The sequence below is a fragment of the Sporosarcina sp. P20a genome, assembly GCF_002743175.1.
GTDB lineage: Bacteria > Bacillota > Bacilli > Bacillales_A > Planococcaceae > Sporosarcina.
Map to the genome: position 1 here is coordinate 21,178 of NZ_PDYT01000019.1, position 18,320 is coordinate 39,497.

The 18,320-nt window shown below is 39.9% G+C and carries 18 protein-coding genes; 8 read left to right on the forward strand and 10 right to left on the reverse strand.

The annotated features are described in order from the left end of the window. The first annotated feature begins 15 nt into the window (after window positions 1-15). A complete protein-coding gene (locus tag CSV72_RS13060) occupies window positions 16-1,233 on the forward strand; it encodes a carboxylate--amine ligase (protein WP_099635146.1) in 1,218 nt (405 codons plus the stop codon). A 48-nt stretch (window positions 1,234-1,281) separates the two neighbouring features. Here CSV72_RS13060 and CSV72_RS13065 read toward each other — a convergent pair whose 3' ends face one another. Beyond that, window positions 1,282-3,015 (reverse strand): methyl-accepting chemotaxis protein, encoded by a 1,734-nt coding sequence (locus CSV72_RS13065; protein WP_233191287.1) that lies wholly within the window; start codon window positions 3,013-3,015, stop codon window positions 1,282-1,284. A 281-nt stretch (window positions 3,016-3,296) separates the two neighbouring features. Here CSV72_RS13065 and CSV72_RS13070 point away from each other — a divergent pair, with 281 nt between their 5' ends. Together CSV72_RS13070 and CSV72_RS13075 are read left to right on the forward strand one after the other, a co-directional pair. Beyond that, window positions 3,297-4,340 (forward strand): lipid II:glycine glycyltransferase FemX, encoded by a 1,044-nt coding sequence (locus CSV72_RS13070; RefSeq protein WP_099678709.1) that lies wholly within the window; start codon window positions 3,297-3,299, stop codon window positions 4,338-4,340. 38 nt (window positions 4,341-4,378) lie between these two features. Next, on the forward strand, window positions 4,379-5,560 hold the full coding sequence (locus tag CSV72_RS13075; protein ID WP_099678710.1) for a DEAD/DEAH box helicase: 1,182 nt from the start codon (window positions 4,379-4,381) through the stop codon (window positions 5,558-5,560). Between the two features lie 167 nt (window positions 5,561-5,727). Here the strand turns inward: CSV72_RS13075 and map are convergent, their stop codons facing one another. From map to CSV72_RS13090, 3 genes are all read right to left on the reverse strand, one after another. Next, window positions 5,728-6,477: a type I methionyl aminopeptidase gene (gene map / locus CSV72_RS13080; RefSeq protein WP_099678735.1), complete on the reverse strand. Its 750-nt coding sequence runs from the start codon at window positions 6,475-6,477 to the stop codon at window positions 5,728-5,730. Between the two features lie 94 nt (window positions 6,478-6,571). After that, window positions 6,572-6,913 carry a magnetosome magnetite crystal formation protein family gene (locus CSV72_RS13085; RefSeq protein WP_099635141.1) on the reverse strand — a complete coding sequence of 114 codons (342 nt, stop codon included), beginning with the start codon at window positions 6,911-6,913 and terminating at the stop codon, window positions 6,572-6,574. Window positions 6,914-7,014: 101 nt separating this feature from the next. Next, window positions 7,015-7,752, reverse strand: a complete 738-nt coding sequence (locus CSV72_RS13090; protein WP_099678711.1) for a hypothetical protein — start codon at window positions 7,750-7,752, stop codon at window positions 7,015-7,017. Between the two features lie 231 nt (window positions 7,753-7,983). Between CSV72_RS13090 and CSV72_RS13095 the strand changes: the two genes are divergently transcribed. Further along, the gene (locus CSV72_RS13095; protein ID WP_099678712.1) at window positions 7,984-8,529 is read left to right on the forward strand and encodes a GNAT family N-acetyltransferase; all 546 of its coding nucleotides are present in this window, start codon (window positions 7,984-7,986) and stop codon (window positions 8,527-8,529) included. Window positions 8,530-8,886: 357 nt separating this feature from the next. Here the strand turns inward: CSV72_RS13095 and CSV72_RS13100 are convergent, their stop codons facing one another. The 3 genes from CSV72_RS13100 to CSV72_RS13105 all read right to left on the reverse strand — a co-directional run bounded on the left by CSV72_RS13100 (window position 8,887) and on the right by CSV72_RS13105 (window position 11,054). Continuing rightward, window positions 8,887-9,465, reverse strand: coding sequence for a beta-class carbonic anhydrase (locus tag CSV72_RS13100; protein ID WP_099678713.1), 579 nt, complete (start codon window positions 9,463-9,465; stop codon window positions 8,887-8,889). A gap of 108 nt (window positions 9,466-9,573) precedes the next feature. After that, window positions 9,574-9,714: a hypothetical protein gene (locus tag CSV72_RS16915; RefSeq protein WP_199168577.1), complete on the reverse strand. Its 141-nt coding sequence runs from the start codon at window positions 9,712-9,714 to the stop codon at window positions 9,574-9,576. Between the two features lie 107 nt (window positions 9,715-9,821). Then, complete coding sequence (locus tag CSV72_RS13105; protein WP_099678714.1) at window positions 9,822-11,054, reverse strand: aminopeptidase; 1,233 nt, start codon at window positions 11,052-11,054, stop codon at window positions 9,822-9,824. 185 nt (window positions 11,055-11,239) lie between these two features. Between CSV72_RS13105 and motA the strand changes: the two genes are divergently transcribed. Both motA and motB read left to right on the forward strand, forming a co-directional pair. Continuing rightward, the gene (gene motA, locus CSV72_RS13110; protein ID WP_099635136.1) at window positions 11,240-12,049 is read left to right on the forward strand and encodes a flagellar motor stator protein MotA; all 810 of its coding nucleotides are present in this window, start codon (window positions 11,240-11,242) and stop codon (window positions 12,047-12,049) included. Beyond that, window positions 12,033-12,800, forward strand: coding sequence for a flagellar motor protein MotB (gene motB / locus CSV72_RS13115; RefSeq protein ID WP_099678715.1), 768 nt, complete (start codon window positions 12,033-12,035; stop codon window positions 12,798-12,800). Before motA ends, motB begins: the two co-directional genes overlap by 17 nt. A 28-nt stretch (window positions 12,801-12,828) precedes the next feature. On the opposite strand, the gene CSV72_RS13120 is transcribed toward motB, so the two are convergent. Together CSV72_RS13120 and CSV72_RS13125 are read right to left on the reverse strand one after the other, a co-directional pair. Further along, window positions 12,829-13,050, reverse strand: a complete 222-nt coding sequence (locus CSV72_RS13120; protein ID WP_099678716.1) for a DUF1128 domain-containing protein — start codon at window positions 13,048-13,050, stop codon at window positions 12,829-12,831. Window positions 13,051-13,124: 74 nt separating this feature from the next. Continuing rightward, window positions 13,125-14,480 (reverse strand): alanine/glycine:cation symporter family protein, encoded by a 1,356-nt coding sequence (locus tag CSV72_RS13125; protein ID WP_099635133.1) that lies wholly within the window; start codon window positions 14,478-14,480, stop codon window positions 13,125-13,127. 223 nt (window positions 14,481-14,703) lie between these two features. Between CSV72_RS13125 and CSV72_RS13130 the strand changes: the two genes are divergently transcribed. Continuing rightward, window positions 14,704-15,144: a hypothetical protein gene (locus CSV72_RS13130; protein WP_099678717.1), complete on the forward strand. Its 441-nt coding sequence runs from the start codon at window positions 14,704-14,706 to the stop codon at window positions 15,142-15,144. A 35-nt stretch (window positions 15,145-15,179) separates the two neighbouring features. After that, on the forward strand, window positions 15,180-16,130 hold the full coding sequence (locus tag CSV72_RS13135; protein ID WP_099678718.1) for a YihY/virulence factor BrkB family protein: 951 nt from the start codon (window positions 15,180-15,182) through the stop codon (window positions 16,128-16,130). 37 nt (window positions 16,131-16,167) lie between these two features. Here the strand turns inward: CSV72_RS13135 and CSV72_RS13140 are convergent, their stop codons facing one another. Then, the gene (locus CSV72_RS13140; protein WP_099678719.1) at window positions 16,168-18,072 is read right to left on the reverse strand and encodes a heavy metal translocating P-type ATPase; all 1,905 of its coding nucleotides are present in this window, start codon (window positions 18,070-18,072) and stop codon (window positions 16,168-16,170) included. Between the last annotated feature and the right edge of the window lie 248 nt (window positions 18,073-18,320).

The window sequence follows — 18,320 nt, forward strand, 5'->3', positions numbered from 1 at the left end:
CTGTTGGAGGAATATATGAGTAAGCATTCTTTTATCCCGATTATTGTCGGAACTAATATTAACGCCTATAATATGGCGATTTCATTTCATGAAGAATATGGCATTAAACCTGTAATTGTAGGTAGAGAACCATTGCCGTTCACAAGCTATAGTACGATTACAGATATCCAAGAATTAAATCCAGGTTTGCATGATCCGGAAATATTCGTCCAGTTTTTACGTGAAATTGCTAAAAAATATAGAACAGCTGATCAAAAATTAGTGCTTGTCGGTACAGACGATTTATATGTCCGTCTGATTATTGAGCAACGAGAAGCTTTGCAAGAAGATTTCTTGTTCAATTATATCAATGAAGAAATTATGAATGCCGTGTATATTAAGAAGAATTTCTATGAATTATGTGCTGAACATGGGATAGATACACCTTCTACATACTTTCATTCATGTTTATCCGATGAACCATTTACGGAAGAAGTACTGTTCCCGGTCATCATCAAGCCGAGCGACGGAGTTCAATACTATCGCCATCCGTTTGAAGGGTTGCAGAAGATCTATAAGGTCGATACATATGAGGAAATCAATCGAATTATTCAAATGGTAAAAGCAAGTGGATATACAGAAGATCTGATCATCCAAGATTTCATTCCTGGTGATGATACGTATATGTGGGATGCTGTATATTATGCAGATCAGCATGGTAAAGCACAGTTAATCACATTGGCGCAGGTGGTATTACAAGAACGTGCGATGACTGCCATCGGAAACTATACAGCGCTGATTACGCGGTATGATAAAGAAATTATGACAAAACTAGCCAACTTCCTTGAAGCAATTGGCTATGTCGGTTACGGAAACTTCGATTTGAAATACGATGAACGCGATGGTAAATTCAAAGCGTTTGAAGTGAATATCCGTCAAGGACGTTCAAGTTATTACATTACACAGTGCGGTGAGAATATGGCGAAGTATTTGGTCGATGACTTAGTATACGGTAAGGAAAAGCCGTTAACATATCTAGATGACCATTTCCTATTCACTGTCGTACCGAAAGCGGTATTGAAAAAGTTTGTTGATAATCCGCCTATGGAAAAGGAGATTCGATCTCTGATCAAAGCAGGAAAGTACGGAAATCCTTTATTTTACAATAAAGATAAGCATATGAAGCGTAAGTTGTATTTACTTATGCGTCAAATAAACTACTACAAGAAGTATAAAAACGCTGTTGAAGAATAAACTAATCCCTGCGCATCTGCGCAGGGATATTTTATTCTTATTAAGTTATTAGCTGAATCGGTCTACTAAGTCGTGCATATTCTCCGCTTCTGTATGAAGGTCGAGAGAAGCATGCATAATCGTGCTAATCGCAGCTTTTTGTTCATCAATAGATGCATTGACTTGTTCGGTAGCTGCTGCGGATTCAGTCGCGACAGCGGCAATTTGATCAATTGCCTGAACAACGTGTTGTCGATTTTCATCCATACTGTTCATATCATTTTCCATAGTTTTCAACAGTGATGTGATGTTGAGAATGGAATCGGATAGTTGTTCGAAAGCATGTTTAGTTTCCATAATGGTGCCTTCTTGATTACTCGTCAATTCTAATGTGTGTTTCATTTGGTTTTCAGCAGTCGTCGTATCTTTTCGAATATGCACGAGGAGGTCGCGAACTCTCGTAGTTGCCTCGTTCGTGTCTTCAGATAAATGACGTACTTCGTTGGCTACTACAGCGAATCCTTTACCATGTTCCCCTGCGCGAGCAGCTTCAATACTAGCGTTTAATGCAAGTAAATTCGTTTGCTCTGAAATCGATGAAATCGTTTGGACGATGGCTTGTATCTCATTCATTCTAGATACAAGTTGTGAGAAGTTACCTTGTAAATCGTTAATGACGATGTTGAAATTCTGAGAGTTTTCTTCTAAATTCTCGGCCTTTTGCATACCAGAACTCTGTAGATCGTTCATGCTGCGCATCTCCGTCACAACGTTTTCGTATTGCGCTGCTGCGTTGGAAATCAGTGTAGATAATTGCCCCACTTTTGTGATCGCAATATCTGCTTCTTCTGATTGCAATACAGCCCCTGAAGATACCTCAGCAATAGCGCTGTGGATCTCGTCAGCAGATGCTGTTGCTTCTTCCGTGATTGCGCTCAGTGTTTCGGATGATGTTCGCATGCGGTCTGAAGAAAGTCTTGTGTGACCGACCATCTCATTCAGATTATTTTTCATCGTATTCACATTTTCAGCTAAATGGCCAAGCTCATCACGTGAACGGATTGGAATATCTTCACCTGACAATTGACCTTGCGCAATTTCAGCTGTAATGAGGCGGATATTTTTAATGTATGATGTCAGACGTCCTGAGAAAATCGAAAATAATGTAACTCCTACAATTATAGAAATAATTACTGAAATTAAGGTGTACCATAAAACATTTTTTGCTCCAGCATTAAAGTCTACTAAATAGGTTCCGGCCACTACGATCCATCCCCATTTAGGATCTTCTAAGCCGTACGTGATTTTTGGTGCTTCTACATTCAAGTTACTTGGTAGCGGCCAGTCATATTGTACATAACCGCCTCCGTTTTTAGCTTCTGAAATTACTTCACGAATGAAGTAACGTCCATCTTTTGTTTTGGTTTCATAGAGACTTTCTCCTTCTTTCTGTGGATGTACTAGCAAAGTGCCTTCGTCATCCACTACATAAAAGTAGAAGTTCTCCCCGTATTTCGCTGGATTGTCTAAAGATCTAGTACCATCTGTGGCCATAGGTCCCATGATTTTTTCTTTAGCCCGTTCTTGGGCATCTTCTAAACTAATTGTCCCGTTCTCTACTTGAACATTGAGCTCATCGATCAAATCTAGGACAGCGTATGTCCCGTTCTGTAATCCCATTTCCCCGACAGTCTCAAGCTCTTGCTTCGCCACAAAGTAATTGACGACACCAACAGCTACTAATGGAATTAAAATAACTAGTGCTGCAAGCGCTATCAATTTGTTGCGTACTGAACCTTTCAATATGTAATCCCCCTTTTGCATTTTTATGTGAACCTTTCTACCCTTTTTATAGTATAGGCTATTCCGATTGATAACGAAATAGTTTGTCTCATTTAATAGTAATATATTACTTAATTTTCAAGCTTCGTTGTTAAATGGCAGGTGTATACCCTTCGATTCTTGACTTGAAAAATGCAGTAGGATACACTTAATAGAGCTGTGGCTATACGGTTCTTAAAGATTTTCAAAAGTTTAAAACGGAAATTGTATGGAGCTATAGTAACGTAAGGAGTGTTCGAGCAGTGCCGATTTTAGATAAAAGTAATGCAAAAGATGTTGAAAGATATGAAACGTTTATGAGAAATTCTCCGTTTCGTTCGATTACACAAGATCCCAATTGGGCGCATGTAAAAGATGACTGGGGTAACGAGCAAGTATATGTAGAACGGGACGGAGAAATTGTAGCCGCTATGTCCTTATTGATACGTAAGGTACCAGGCGGTTTTTCATTACTATATGCACCACGTGGACCTATTTGCGATTTACATGATCAGAAGCTGGTTGAAGAATTGATTCAAGAGGCAGAAGTGCTTGTGAAAAAACATAAAGCCTTTGCATTAAAAATGGATCCTGAACAGCTATATACAGATGAATTGGACAAGTTATATCGTGATGCAGGTTATATGGTACGTAACGAAGGCGCTGGTAAAGAAGATTTAATCCAGCCTCGCTATAATATGATTGTTAAATTGACGGACGAAGATGAAGATTCTTTGATGCTTAAGTTCCGTAGCAGAACGAGAAGTAAAATCCGAAGTTCAGCACGTAAAGGTGTGGAGGTATCTTATTCACGCAGTGATGAATATTTAAAGAAATTCTTTGAAATCCATGAAGAAATGTCTGTTCGAAATCAAATTTCTATTCGTTCATATGATTATTTCGTTAAAATGCGAGAAGCATTCGATGATTTACGTATCTATATAGCCAAGCACGAAGACGACTATTTAGCTGGTGCTGTAACTATTAACTATAACGGAAAATTATATTACTTATATGCGGGTAGCTCCAACACGAAGCGTAATCTAAATCCTAGTTATTTAATGAACTATGAAATGATGAAGTGGGGATTGGAGATAGGTGCAGAACAGTATGATCTTGGTGGAGTATTCGTACTCGACAGTGAGCAAGATGGATTATATAATTTTAAAAACAGTTTTTGTCAGGTAGACGGAGTGACAGAATTTATCGGTGAAATTGATAAAGTGTACAAACCGTTTATTTATAACATGTTTGTGAAAGTAGTGCCTAAAATTCAGAAGTTGAAAAAGAAGCTTCAAAAAAAATAACCGGTTGAAGTCCTCAACTACAGAAAAGAGTGAACCGAATGAATTTTTTAGACGAGCTGAATGAATCTTTACGCACAAAATGGAAATTTAAACAGCCTATGCCGATTCAGTCTCAAATGATACCCGAGATGTTGTCTGGTAAAGACATAGTAGCTGAATCACCAACAGGGACAGGTAAAACACTAGCCTACGCATTACCTGTGATTCAAATGGTCGACGGCAATCTACCGAAGACACAAGCGTTAATAATTACACCATCACAAGAGTTATCCATGCAAATCGTTAATGTGATACGTGAATTGGTTGAAGGAACTTCCGTAACGGTAACTCAGCTAATTGGCGGTGCAAACATGCAACGTCAAGTCGAAAAGCTAAAGAAAAAACCGACGATCGTAGTCGGCACACCAGGAAGATTAAATGAACTAGTAAGAGAAAGAAAACTAAAAATGTATGATATTCAATACTTAGTCATTGACGAAGGGGATCAGCTTTTGTCGCGCGAATATCGCGTACTGGTAAAAAGCTTGATTGAAGCAGCAAACCCTGAACGTCAGTTAGCGGTTGTGTCGGCTACAATTACGGATGAAATCGAACTCGTTGCCAAGCAGCTGATGAAAGATCCAATCCGACTGCAAGTCAATTCAGATGAAATTCCAAATAGTGGTCAAGTGGTTCATTCATACGTAAAAGTAGATGAGCGCAGAAAGACGGACATACTACGAGGGATTTCTGCATTATCAGGCGTACGGGCGCTAACATTCATGAATAATGTGGATCAATTACGCATGAAAGAACTAAAACTACTCTACAATGATGCACCGATCGCAGTCCTTTATTCTGACATGAAAAAACTTGACCGTCAGAAAACATTGGAAGACTTCAGAAAAGGTACTATTCGCATCCTTATCGCTACAGACTTAGCGGCACGAGGACTGGACATCGAAGGACTAACGCACGTCATCCATGTCGACGTACCTCATACAGCCGAACAATACGTGCATAGATCAGGAAGAACAGGCCGTGCAGGAGCAGACGGAGAAGTCCTCACACTTCTATCCTACCCAGAAGAACGCGACTACCGTAAAGTTTCCAAGGGTATCAAAACAGTCCAAAAAGTTTGGTACAATGGACAACTGATCGAAGGAAATTCCAAGACAGTCGACGACATGAAAAAAGCAGCACCAAAGAAATCAAAGCCAAAAGTTAAGAAAAAGAAATAACAAAAAAGTATCATCCAAACGACGATGCAAAAAGACTGAAGACTACTCTCTTATCAGGGAGGTGGCCTTCAGTTTTTCTTTTACTATAGCAGGTTAGATCTCTACACGCTCTGTAAGTATAAAAAATGAGCATGCACGGAAACATCCATACATACTCATTTCTATCATCAATCAAGCTGAGTCAAAATAATAGGCTGACCCTTCGTCACGACTATCGTATGCTCAATCTGTGCAACGAGCGATTTATCAGGCGTTACAAAAGTCCAACCGTCATCTAGTTCAACCACTTGCTCAGCCGTTTGTGAAATGAATGGCTCCACTGCCAGAACCATACCATCCTTCAATAACGTTTTATCCCAAGGGTCATAATAATTCAGAACATGTTGAGGCTCTTCGTGAAGGGCCGTACCAATTCCATGACCGGTTAAGTTTTTGATCACATGTAAGCCATTATCTTTTGCTTCACGCTCTACAGCTTTACCGATTTGATTCAGACTAGAACCTGCTTTTACTTTCAATAACGCGCGGTCCAAAGCTGACTTTGCTACGTCGCATAATTTCTGCTTTTTCTCATCAGGTGTACCTGCCACGAATGAAATCCCAGTGTCTGCAAAATAGCCGCCAGCTGATCCAGAAACATCTATATTCACGAGATCACCGTCTTTTATCTCGTAGCTTCCTGGAATGCCATGCGCTACCTGATGGTTGACGCTGATACATGTATAGCCCGGGAAGTCATACTGGTCGATAGGAGCAGAAACTGCACCTTTTTCAGTGAACAGACGACCTGCCATATCATCAAGTTCTTTCGTTGTGATGCCAGGTACTGTAGCATCTTTCAACGTTTCACGAATCTCCGCAACAATTTTACCTATTGCCCGTAACCCCGCTAATTCTTCATCATTTTTTACAATCATGTTCACAAGTCCTTTCTTCCGTACAATTTATTCAATTCTACTATATCATACTTTATCGATGTTTTTTTAATGATTAGCTTGTTCTTTCCATTACTTACTTCAAGACTTTTACACCTTGATACACATTCCAAATCAAGACGCTTACAAACAATAAACTATATAGAATGATGAATAGCATAGGAACGAATCCCCAGAACATCATATTGCTGTTTGTATTGGTAATGGTATCGACATTAAAGGAAAATATCGAAAAGGACATGATGATAAACCCAGCAATTAGTAATGCCATAGGGACGATATGTGAAATGAGTGCCTTTTTTGCATGGCGACGAACTTCGAATTCATCTGCAACGAAGTAAATGATGATCGGCAATAGAAGGGGAGCGAAAAATACACTGAAATAACTAAGTGAAGACAATAATTTTGAATTTGACATAGCGTAACCTCCACTCTCTAGCATGATAGTCCATACTCTAACCTATACCCTAGTTTACGGTATAATCATAAAAAAAACACGGTTGCCCAATTGGCACCGTGTTATAATTGGGTAGGCTTTGAAAAACGCTGCCCCATAAATAGTATAAAACCGATAACTGCGGAAAGAAATAAAGCGGCTGTTGAAACAAATAGTTCATCAGTTCCATTTTTTATTGCAATACCGATGAAAGACCAAATGATAATTAAATTAAACATAGAGTCGTGGTAATGATACATAAAATGTAGAGCGATCGCTGCAGTCAGAGTTAAGAACAGTACTGTCCATAGTGGATCACTCAAACCCCATCCTGTCCAATCGTGGAATTTGAAAGCATAGTTAGAATTTGCAATGACAGCGATGAAGATCCATGCCATGTAAGCGGAAATCGGAAGTCGTTCGCGATTCGTTCCCTCTATTTTGGCGTAACTGAAATACAGCACGAGTAAACAAATTAACAAAGCAATTACGCTGACGATGGCCCAGTAATAATAACTATAATGCCATAATAAAAGCCATGCGATATTTAAAAAGCAGCTGACTGAGAAAGAAATTGCACGTAGATTGGCAACGGATGAAGAAAGTCTAGCTGATGTTTTGAAAAACATGTATAGCCAACTGACAAGTAATAGATCTAGCACTATCCAAATTGAAAAAACGTACTCTGCAGGCATGAATAGAACCGGTACTCGATTAGCAATTTCCCAAGTAGTCAGTCCGTTAAGTGGGATTAAATTTGCAGCGATATGAGTTCCAATCATGATGAGTAGCGAAAGTACCATCAAAATAATTCTTAGCATGATAAAATCCTCCTGACCAACAGTATACAGAGAATAAGGATCGATGGAGGGGAAAAGTATGAATTTTCCTTTACAAATGAGAAAATGTGGCGTTCTATTGTCTTGTAGATGTAAAAAATCTATAATAAGAACTAATGAATTCAGGTAACTGGTACTGAATCTCCATTTCATTCATATCGATTGGATAAAGTAGAAGGCAAGAACAGAATGCTTCGAAAAGGATGAGGACAAATGATTTTACTCGAAGGGGAGCAGTGCTACCTACGGATACTTACAGAAGATGATGCGTATCAATTCACCCAGCTGCTAATTGCCAATAAGGAGTACTGGACGGAATTTGAACCAAGGCACGATAATACGTATTACACAGTAGCAATGCAACGAGATAAAATTCGAGAATCTCTCTATCAAATGCGTGATCGACGGGAGTATAATTTCGGTATTTTTGATTCAGCAACAAGTTTAATCATCGGTCAGATTTCATTGTACAGCATCAAACGGTTACCGTTTTCCAGTGGTTTTGTGGGGTATTCCATTGATCAGCGGCAAGCAGGAAGAGGCATCGGCACGGAAGCGGTCTCACTCATTAATCAGTTTGCGTTTGAAAAAGTGAATTTACACAGGGTAGAAGCCTATGTATCTCCTCGTAATGTAGGTTCAGTCAAAGTGTTGGAAAAAGCACAATTTCAGCGTGAGGGATTGTTACGCCAATTACTATTTATTAATGGTGTGTGGGAAGATCATTATATGTATGCCATTGTGGAAGAGGATTATTGAAAGGGTAAGACCCTTTTGGAAAAGTGGATAACTATATGGAAAAGCCGGCTCTTCGAATAGAAGATGCTGGTTTTTTATAGTTTTTTTGAGGTGGTATGGCAGTGTGGATGTGTCCGTTGCCGCTCATAGTTCATGTTGATCCGCTCTATCACGCCCGCCAACCGCTCATACATCCGGTTTAAGCGCTCATAGTTCATGTTGATCCGCTCTATCCCGCCGGCCAAACGCTCTATGAAGTCTACAAACCGCTCATACATTCGCCCCAACCACTCTATAACCGCCGCACCACACCCCACATCATAAAAACACAAAAAAACGACCCTTCAGTAGAAGAGGCCGATTTTTCATAAAGTTATTTTACTGAGAGACTTCCTGTACTTTGTAACCATCTTCAATAATGTCCAGCTTGCCGTTTCCGGGATCGATAACAAGTCCATGTACATTTACGTCGGTTGGGATGAGAGGGTGATTACGAATCGCGTCCACACTCTTTTTCACGCTTTCTGTTACATCACTGAAACCGTGCAACCATTTCTCCATATCGATTCCGGAGTACTTCAATGTTTTGAACATGTTTGGATCTACACCGCGCTCAATCATATTGCCTATAATGTGATCGGTATTGATGGAGCTCATGCCACAATCATGATGGCCAACTACGTATATTTCATCAGCTTGTAATTCATAAACTGCCACTAAAATACTTCGCATCAAACCGCCAAAGGGAGACGTGATGATTGCGCCGGCACTCTTAATGATTTTAGCATCACCATTTTTCAAATTCATCGCTTTAGGGAGGAGCTCGATTAATCTTGTATCCATACATGTTAGGATGACAATCCGTTTATTCGGAAATTTCGTAGTGGAAAACTCTTCATACTTTTTTTCTTCGACGAACGTTTTGTTATAAATCATAATTTCGGATAATGATGTCATGGTTATGATCTCCCCCGTACTGTTTATAGTATGTAAAAGAAAAGAGTCGCCTTGTTAGGCAACTCTAATCATTAAATCCATGTCTGTTAAGACTGGAATAAAAGCAAATTAGTTTCTGCCTTCTGGTTTTGGATCAACAGTAATGGAATCGTTTGAGTCCATTGATCCAGATAAGAAGTGCATCGTAAACAAGGATGCAAGTCCAAGAACAACCATGTAACCGATAACTGTTGTATACATTAAAGCCATTTGAAAGCCCCTCTTTCTGAAATGTATTATGTTCTCTTATCTATTATACACGATTTCCAAGAAAAAATTAAGAGCTACTGTAAACTTTGAATGAAAAGTGACGGAATTTAGAATGCCCAATTGCCATTACGGAAGACAGGCTCTACTGTTCCGTCTTCAAGTATCCCATCAATATCCATCTTTTCAGATCCAATCATGAAGTCGACATGTGTCAAGCTTTGATTCAACCCGTTAGCTTGAAGTTGTTCGGAATCCATTTCTTTCCCACCGTCAAGACAGAATGCATAGGCACTTCCAATAGCCAAGTGATTCGAAGCATTTTCATCGAACAATGTATTATAGAATAACACATTTGAATTGGAAATAGGTGAGTCATGCGGTACTAATGCCACTTCGCCAAGGTATTGTGAGCCTCCATCCGTATCGACAAGTTGTTTCAGTATTTCCTCGCCTTGATCAGCTGTAACGTTTGTGATTTTACCTTCTTTAAATTGAATCGTGAAGTTATCAATGATTGTTCCTGCATAGCTAAGTGGTTTAGTGCTAGTAACAGAGCCATTCACTCCAGTTTTTAATGGTGCCGTAAAGACTTCTTCGGTCGGCATATTCGCCATGAACTCATGCCCAGCTTGGTTGACACTACCAGCTCCACACCATAAGTGCTTTTCTGGTAATTCTATTGTTAAGTCAGTGCCTGGAGCTGTATACTGAAGTTTGCGGTAATGTTTACCATTCAAATAATCTACTTTTTCATGCAAGTTTTCATTGTGCTTTTTCCATGCTTGCACTGGATCAGGCTGATCAGCCCTTACAGCACGTATAATAGAATCCCATAGAGCAGGAACTTGTTCTTCCGTAGATAGTTCAGGGAAGATTTTAGCTGCCCATGCTGCTGAAGGTGCAGCAATGACTGTCCAACTGAATTTATCTGCCTGCATAGCTTGGCGGAACTTGCTAAGAGCAGTACTAGCGGCTTTTTGATTATCGCGTATTCTGCTAGATTCGATACCGTTTAATAAGTCAGGGTCTTGAGATACGATTGACATGAAAGCGGCACCTTTTTCTGCTAGCTGTTCACGTTCCATCTGTTTCCACGTAGGGAACTCGGAAAAAGAATCCGCTGGTGCTTTTTCATAACGCAGACGTGTGACTACATCATCAGCCCAGTCTACGAAGACTTGTCGTGCACCTGCCTCATACGCTTTTTCAACGATCAATCGAACAAATGAAGTATTTTCTGTAGAAGCGCTGATGAATAGATATTGGTCCTGTTGAATATTTACACCCACCTTAACAGCTAAGTCGGCATAATTGGAAAGTTGATCTTGAAATTGATTCATCATGACATCTCCTTTTTACGTATTGTGACAATTCTAACAAGTGAAGATCACAGTTCGCAACGATAAAGCAATTGAAATAGGATGAAATACTAGTGACTGCCTAAGAATAGTCGGCAGTAATCCCTAAACAACGTCATAAAATGACCGAAATAATAAGAAGAATGCAGTATTTGGAGGCTTTATACATGGATTTGTCCACAATTATAGGTTTAGTATTAGGATTTGCAGCACTCCTCATTGGAATGACGCTAAAAGGGGTTACACCCGATGCGTTACTTAACCCGGCTGCGATCCTAATCATCATAGCAGGAACGATTGCCGCTGTAGTCATCGCATTTCCGATGAATGAATTAAAAAAGATACCCAAATTATTTAAAATTATTTTTACGCAGCAAAAGCTTGCATCCGATGCAGAATTAATTCGTCTATTTTCTTCTTGGGCTGATATTGCTCGTCGGGAAGGGCTACTTGCTTTGGAAGCAAAAACAGATGAAATTGATGATCCGTTTTTGAAAAATGGATTGAGTTTGGCAATTGACGGACAGAATGCCGACTATATTCGTGATGTATTAAGCGAAGAAGTTGAGGCTATGCAAGAGCGGCATTCAGTCGGAGCACTAATCTTCTCACAAGCTGGTACATATGCCCCTACACTTGGAGTTCTAGGAGCTGTTGTAGGTCTGATTGCCGCACTAAAAGATATGAATAATATCGATGCGTTAGGACATGCGATTTCTGCTGCATTCATTGCGACATTGCTTGGTATTTTCACAGGATACGTTTTATGGCATCCATTTTCCAATAAACTTGTACGTAAGTCAAAAGAAGAAGTCCGCCAGAGAACCATGGTAATCGAAGGAATTCTTTCCGTATTGGAAGGGGAAGCACCGCGTGTCATCGAACAAAAATTGGCATCTTATCTTTCTGTAGAAGACCGGAAGAAGCTAGCTATTGATGGCAGCGAAGGAGCTGGTAAAGTTGGCGAAGAAGCGTAAGAAAAAGAAACATGAAATAGAACATATTAATGAGTCCTGGCTATTACCTTACGCCGATCTACTGACATTATTACTGGCATTATTCATCGTATTATTTGCTACTAGTTCAGTAGACGAGGGACGATTTGCTGAAGTCTCTAAAGTATTTAGTGAAATATTTGAAAGTGGTAGTGGGATCATGAGTGAGAGCGCGCCAACCACTACCCCGGTTCCGGATGACTCGGTAGGGGAGCAAGATGAAAACTCCTCCTATATGGAAGATCAGCAATCCTTGGGGGAAACGCAAGATGATTTGGACGAGTATATTGCCGTGAATGAACTAGAAAATCAATTTGATACTGAAATGACAAATGAAGGCTTGTTGTTAACGATTCGAGACAGTGTATTGTTTAAATCCGGCAGATCAACGATCAATCCTGAGTATAAAAGACTGGCGAACGATATTTCTCAGCTGCTGACACTTGATAGACCGCGTCAGGTGGTCATTACGGGTCATACAGACGACATTCCTATCAACAATGCAGAGTATTCATCTAACTGGGAATTAAGCGTTATGCGTGCTGTAGAGTTCCTGAAAATCATTGTCGCGGACAATGAAGTCGATCCGAATCTTTTCAGTGCGAAAGGATATGGAGAGTATAAGCCGATTGTTCCGAACGATACGATAGAAAATCGCAGTAAAAACCGAAGAGTAGAAGTGCTCATTCAACCACTTGTTTTAAAAGATGGCACGCAGATCACAGCGCAATAAAAAAGCGACTCCAAGTGGAGTCGCTTTTTTAATTGCGCATAGAACCAAGTTCTGTGGCAATTGCTTGCATTTCATTCGGCGTGATATTTTCACGTTTCATAACCATTTCGTACATATAGTACAAATCATCATACTGTTCTGTACTAAAGTTTTCGGGTTTCATCGCATCGACATTTACCATGCGTAGTTTTTCTTTAATCTTTTCAATCATGTATGAGACATTCTCAGGTGATTTAGCAGACAAATCCATATTCTTACCGCCTTTCCTCTTATGAAAACTATCATTTCATGAAAGCGGTAAGCTGTCAACTGCACTGCGAAGTGTTACTTGCGAGCTTCTTCGCGTTCTTCGTCAATTTTCTTCTTGAAACGTTTAGTTTCCATAATAACTACTCCGGACAAGCCTAGCAATCCAATTAAGTTTGGAATCGCCATTAATCCGTTCAATACATCCGCTAAGATCCATACTAGATCAAGTGATGCAGTGGCCCCCACATAAATAAATGCTACAAATACTACACGATATGCTAGTACAGCCACACGATTAGGGAATAGATACTGGAAGCATTTCTCGCCGTAATAACTCCATCCTAAAATAGTGGAAGTGGCAAAGAATACTAGTCCAATAGAGACTAAAATGGGTCCTGTATTACCGAGGAAGGAGCCAAATGCTTGGGCCGTCAAAGCACCCGCGTCAATTGACTTATCTTGCCATTGATTACTCATAACAATAGTAACACCTGTAATTGAACAAATGATCAACGTATCGAATAATACTTGCGTCATCGAAACAAGAGCCTGACGTCCGGGCATATCTGTACGTGCAGCTGCTGCAGCGATTGGTGCAGAACCGAGACCCGCTTCGTTGGAGAAGAGCCCACGTGCAACGCCAAATCGAATCACTGTACCGATAGCACCACCTGCAACTGCCTGGCCAGTGAATGCATCTGTGAAGATAAGGCCGAATGCAGCTGGAACTTGTTCAAAGTTCAATACCATAACGATCGCTCCGGCAATGAAATAGAATAATGCCATGATCGGTACGAAAAATGCCGTTACACGACCGATTGATTTGATACCTCCAAGAATAACAAGTGCGCCGAATAAAACCAAAGCGATCCCTGTAATATAATGGGGTACTTCAAATGTGCTTTTCATTACGTCTGCTACTGCTTTAGATTGTGTTCCGTTACCGATTCCGAACGCAGCTAGTGCGCCAAATATCGCAAATAGTACACCAAGCCACTTTTGCTTTAGACCATGTTCAAGATAGTACATCGGTCCACCGGCCATTAATCCATTGGAATCTTTAACGCGGTATTTAACGGCAAGGATTGCCTCACTGTATTTTGTAGCCATACCGAAGAATCCAGCTAGCCACATCCAGAAAATCGCACCCGGTCCACCAGCTACAACAGCGGATGCAACTCCGACGATATTACCAACACCAACTGTGGCGGCCATCGCAGTCATTAGAGCCTGGAACTGTGAAATGTCACCATCTGCTTTTTTATCATGCTTCCGTGAAAAAACTTGTTTCAGTGAATAGGGCAGTAATCGTAATTGAATGAATGTTAAACGCAGTGTTAAATAAATTCCGGTACCAATTAATAAAATGAGCAACGGCGGTCCCCATATTAAATCGGACGCGGTAGTCAAGAACTTCTCGATATTCTCCATTTCATCCCCCCAATTTCTCTGTGATGTTTGTATATGTTCCCAAGATTACGAGGACCAACCCCTTTCAGTAGATTCTGATATTAACATGTTATTGTTAATAATCTAAAAAATAGAACGATTCGTCAAGCTTTTTTTGAATAAAGTGTAACAAAGATTGTTTGGTAAGTTGCAATATGGGTATAATGAAGTGAGACGTAATCGTGAATAAGGAGGCGAAACATGTATGGGTTCTAGTAAATTTGGAAGATATGTATTAGGCGGGGCGCTACTTGGAGCTGCAGTGAGTATGTTGGATAGAGCAACAAGACAGCAGACGATCACTACGGCAAGATCCTCGTATGAAAAAGCATTGTATTACAAAGAAAATCCGGATATCGTGAAAAATGAGTTCCAACAGAAAAAAGAAAAAGTACAAACTCTTGTTGATCAAGTGAAAGGTGATGTAAATTACATCAAGTCACAGGTCGATGAAATCAAGACATTGACTCCGCAAGTTAAAGAAATGTTTGCGGATACAAAAGAAGCACTTGCTGATTCCAAATCAGATTATCAGCATATTATCGAGAACGATTCTACAGCTGCATCTTCTGTTTCAACAGAAGGAAACGCTTCGTTGCCTCCGATGGTTCAAAAAAAAAACATAATATCATTAGAGAAAGCATAACAGTAGAATCAGTAAATGAAAGGGGGACACATCAGTTGGATAAACAAAAAAGTGCCCCTTCTTCTGATGCTGAAAATGAAGAGGAGTCCCAAAGAGAAAGAGTAAAAGGATTCATTAAAGATGTAAAAGACGGAGAAGAAGATGATTTTGATCCAACTACTACGAGCGGTTTTTTCAAACAATTGATTATCCGAGTGAAAGAATTGGATATTTCAGCAGCTGGTTCGCAATTAGCGTTCTTTTTTCTATTGTCATTATTCCCTCTATTAATCTTTCTTTTCACATTACTACCTTACTTACAGTTAGACCAAAGCCAAATCTTCTTGTTTATCCGTGAGTACGCGCCGGAAAGTACAGCTTCTCTAATTGAAGGGACGCTTTCTGAGGTACTAGATAATAAAAGTGGAGGTTTGCTGTCAGTCGGAATCTTGGCTACTATCTGGTCCGCGTCTAAAGGTATGGGCGCAGTAACAAAAGGCTTGAATGATGCATATGAAGTTGAAGATGATAGAAATTTTTTAGTTTCTAAAGGATTGTCCATTGCGTTTACTATTATGTTAGTTGTGACGGTAATTATCGCATTAGTGTTACCTATATTTGGTCAACCAATCGGGCAAGTGATCTTCACGTTCCTAGGATTGGAAGAAACGTTCCTGACTGTATGGAACTTGATACGTTTCCTCATTCCACCATTCCTGATCTTTGCAGTATTCTCTTTACTATATTGGCTAGTACCAAGTGTGAAATTGCATTTTAAAGAAATACTTCCAGGTGCTATATTTGCAACAATAGGATGGATCGTTACTTCACTAGGATTCTCTTTCTATATTAGTAACTTTGGAAGCTATGCCAATACGTACGGTAGTATCGCTGGAATTATCATATTAATTATGTGGTTATACTTATCAGCTATCATTTTGATACTTGGAGGTACAATCAATTCAGTCGTGAAAAATCGTCAAGAACATAAACAACAAATTGTATAAAAAAAGTGAAGAAAGGGATTTCCTTTCTTCACTTTTTTTACTCTATTTTATTAAGCATCCGCAAACCGTTTAATATAACCAATATCGTACTTCCTTCGTGTCCGATGACACCAAGAGGTAAATCCACTACTTGCATGAAGTTTGCGATAATGAGGATCGAGATGACCGCTATCGAAAAGAATACATTTTGTTTAACGATTCTTTGCATTTTTCGTGAAAGCTTAATAGCGTATGATAAGCGATTCAAGTCGTTTTGCATGAGAACAACATCAGCTGTCTCTAATGCCACATCTGTACCTTCACCCATCGCGATACCGGAAGTAGCGGTAGCAAGGGCTGGGGCATCATTGATTCCATCTCCCACCATACCGACCATACCGTGCTTCTTCAATAGTTGCTTAAGCTGAACCACTTTCTCCTCAGGTAGACATTCCGCTACGTAGGAATCCACACCTACTTCGTTTGCGATGGCTTGTGCGGTCTTTTCATTATCCCCAGTTAACATGACGGTATGGAGACCTAAAGACTGCAGCGATTTAATCGCAGAAATAGCTTCTTTTCGCAAAGTATCCTGTAAAGCTGCTAGAGCTACAATTCCTTGTTCATCTCTCATGAAGATGACCGTTTTTCCTTCATTCGCAAGTGATACTGCCACATTGTCCTGAAATTCTTCTACTAACTCTTCGCCAACAAATTTCGGTTTACCGATTAAAATGTCCCCTTGATCAGTTTCTGCTTTAATACCGAATCCAGGAACGTCTTCAATATGAAGATTGCGTTTAGGTTCTACACCATGCTCTGTCGCGTAATTGATGATGGCCTTTGCCAACGGATGATTGGAAAGTGACTCCGCACCTGCAAATAAAGCAAGCGTCTCTTTCACGTCAGCACCTTCACGAACGATAAAATCCATCACAATAGGTTTTCCATTAGTCAAAGTACCTGTTTTATCAAAAGCAAATGCTTGCAATGTACTTAAGTGTTCTAAATGGACTCCGCCTTTAAATAATACCCCTTTTCTGGCACCGTTAGAAACAGCCGCTAATGTAGCGGGCATAATGGAAGCCATCAATGCACAAGGGGAGGCGACTACTAGCAAGACAATCGCACGGTAGAAGGTTGTAGTCCAGTCCCAGTTAAATAAGAAGTGGGGGAGGAACATCATAATGACAACTGCAGCGAGCACAATCTTTACATAAGATCCTTCAAAGCGCTCGATAAATTGTTGAGAAGGAGACTTCTCGCTTTGTGCATTTTGCACCATCGTAATAATCTTTTGGAATAATGTCTCAGAACTAGGTTTCGTCATCGTCATGCGAATCGCGCCGCTAATATTAACTGTCCCTGCAAATAATTCATCATTTTCCTGTTTCGTCACGGGGATTGATTCCCCGTTGATGGCTGACATATCGATCGAAGTGATGCCGCTCAGGATTTCACCATCAACCGGAATTCGTTCACCAGGTTTAACGAGCAATATAGCTCCAATGGATAGAGAATCTGTAGATACTTTTTTCTCGCTACCATCTTCAAGGATTAACCAAGCTTCTTCAGGTTGCAATTCCATCAAAGAAGATATTTCATTATGGCTTTTTTTAAGTGTATAGGTTTCTAGTGCTCCACTTATTGCGAAGATGAAGATCAGGATTGCACCTTCAGCCCAGTATCCGATAATACCTGAACCAATGGCCGCGAAAATCATGAGCATCTCGACATTCAGTTCTTTGTTTTTTATCGTCTCTTCAATACCTTCCTTCGCTTTAGCGTAACCACCAATCAAAAACGCTATAATATACAGAGTTACAGAAAAGGACTCTGTTCCATTTTTCCCTAAAATCCAAGCGGCAAGTATGATAATTCCAGATACTATAGCCGCAATCAGTTCAAGACGTGCAGACCAGTCAATCGTCTGTTGCGGTTGTTCTTTTGCAAATGTTGTCATGTATTCTCCTCCTAATTGATAATGAATTTCAATTTCAAAGCTCTTATTAAAGCAGTAAAGTCGACTCTACAGTAGTAGAATCGACTTTTCGGGCGTCTAAATAGAATGAATATGAAGTTGTAATAGTTATTATCTACAGTATATCATTTCTCAATGAGAAGTGTTACTTAAATGGCTAATTAATGAAAATTGGGCTAAAAGTTATAAGGGTAAGGCTATCATTAGTGTTGAGGAGGGGATTTCTAGTA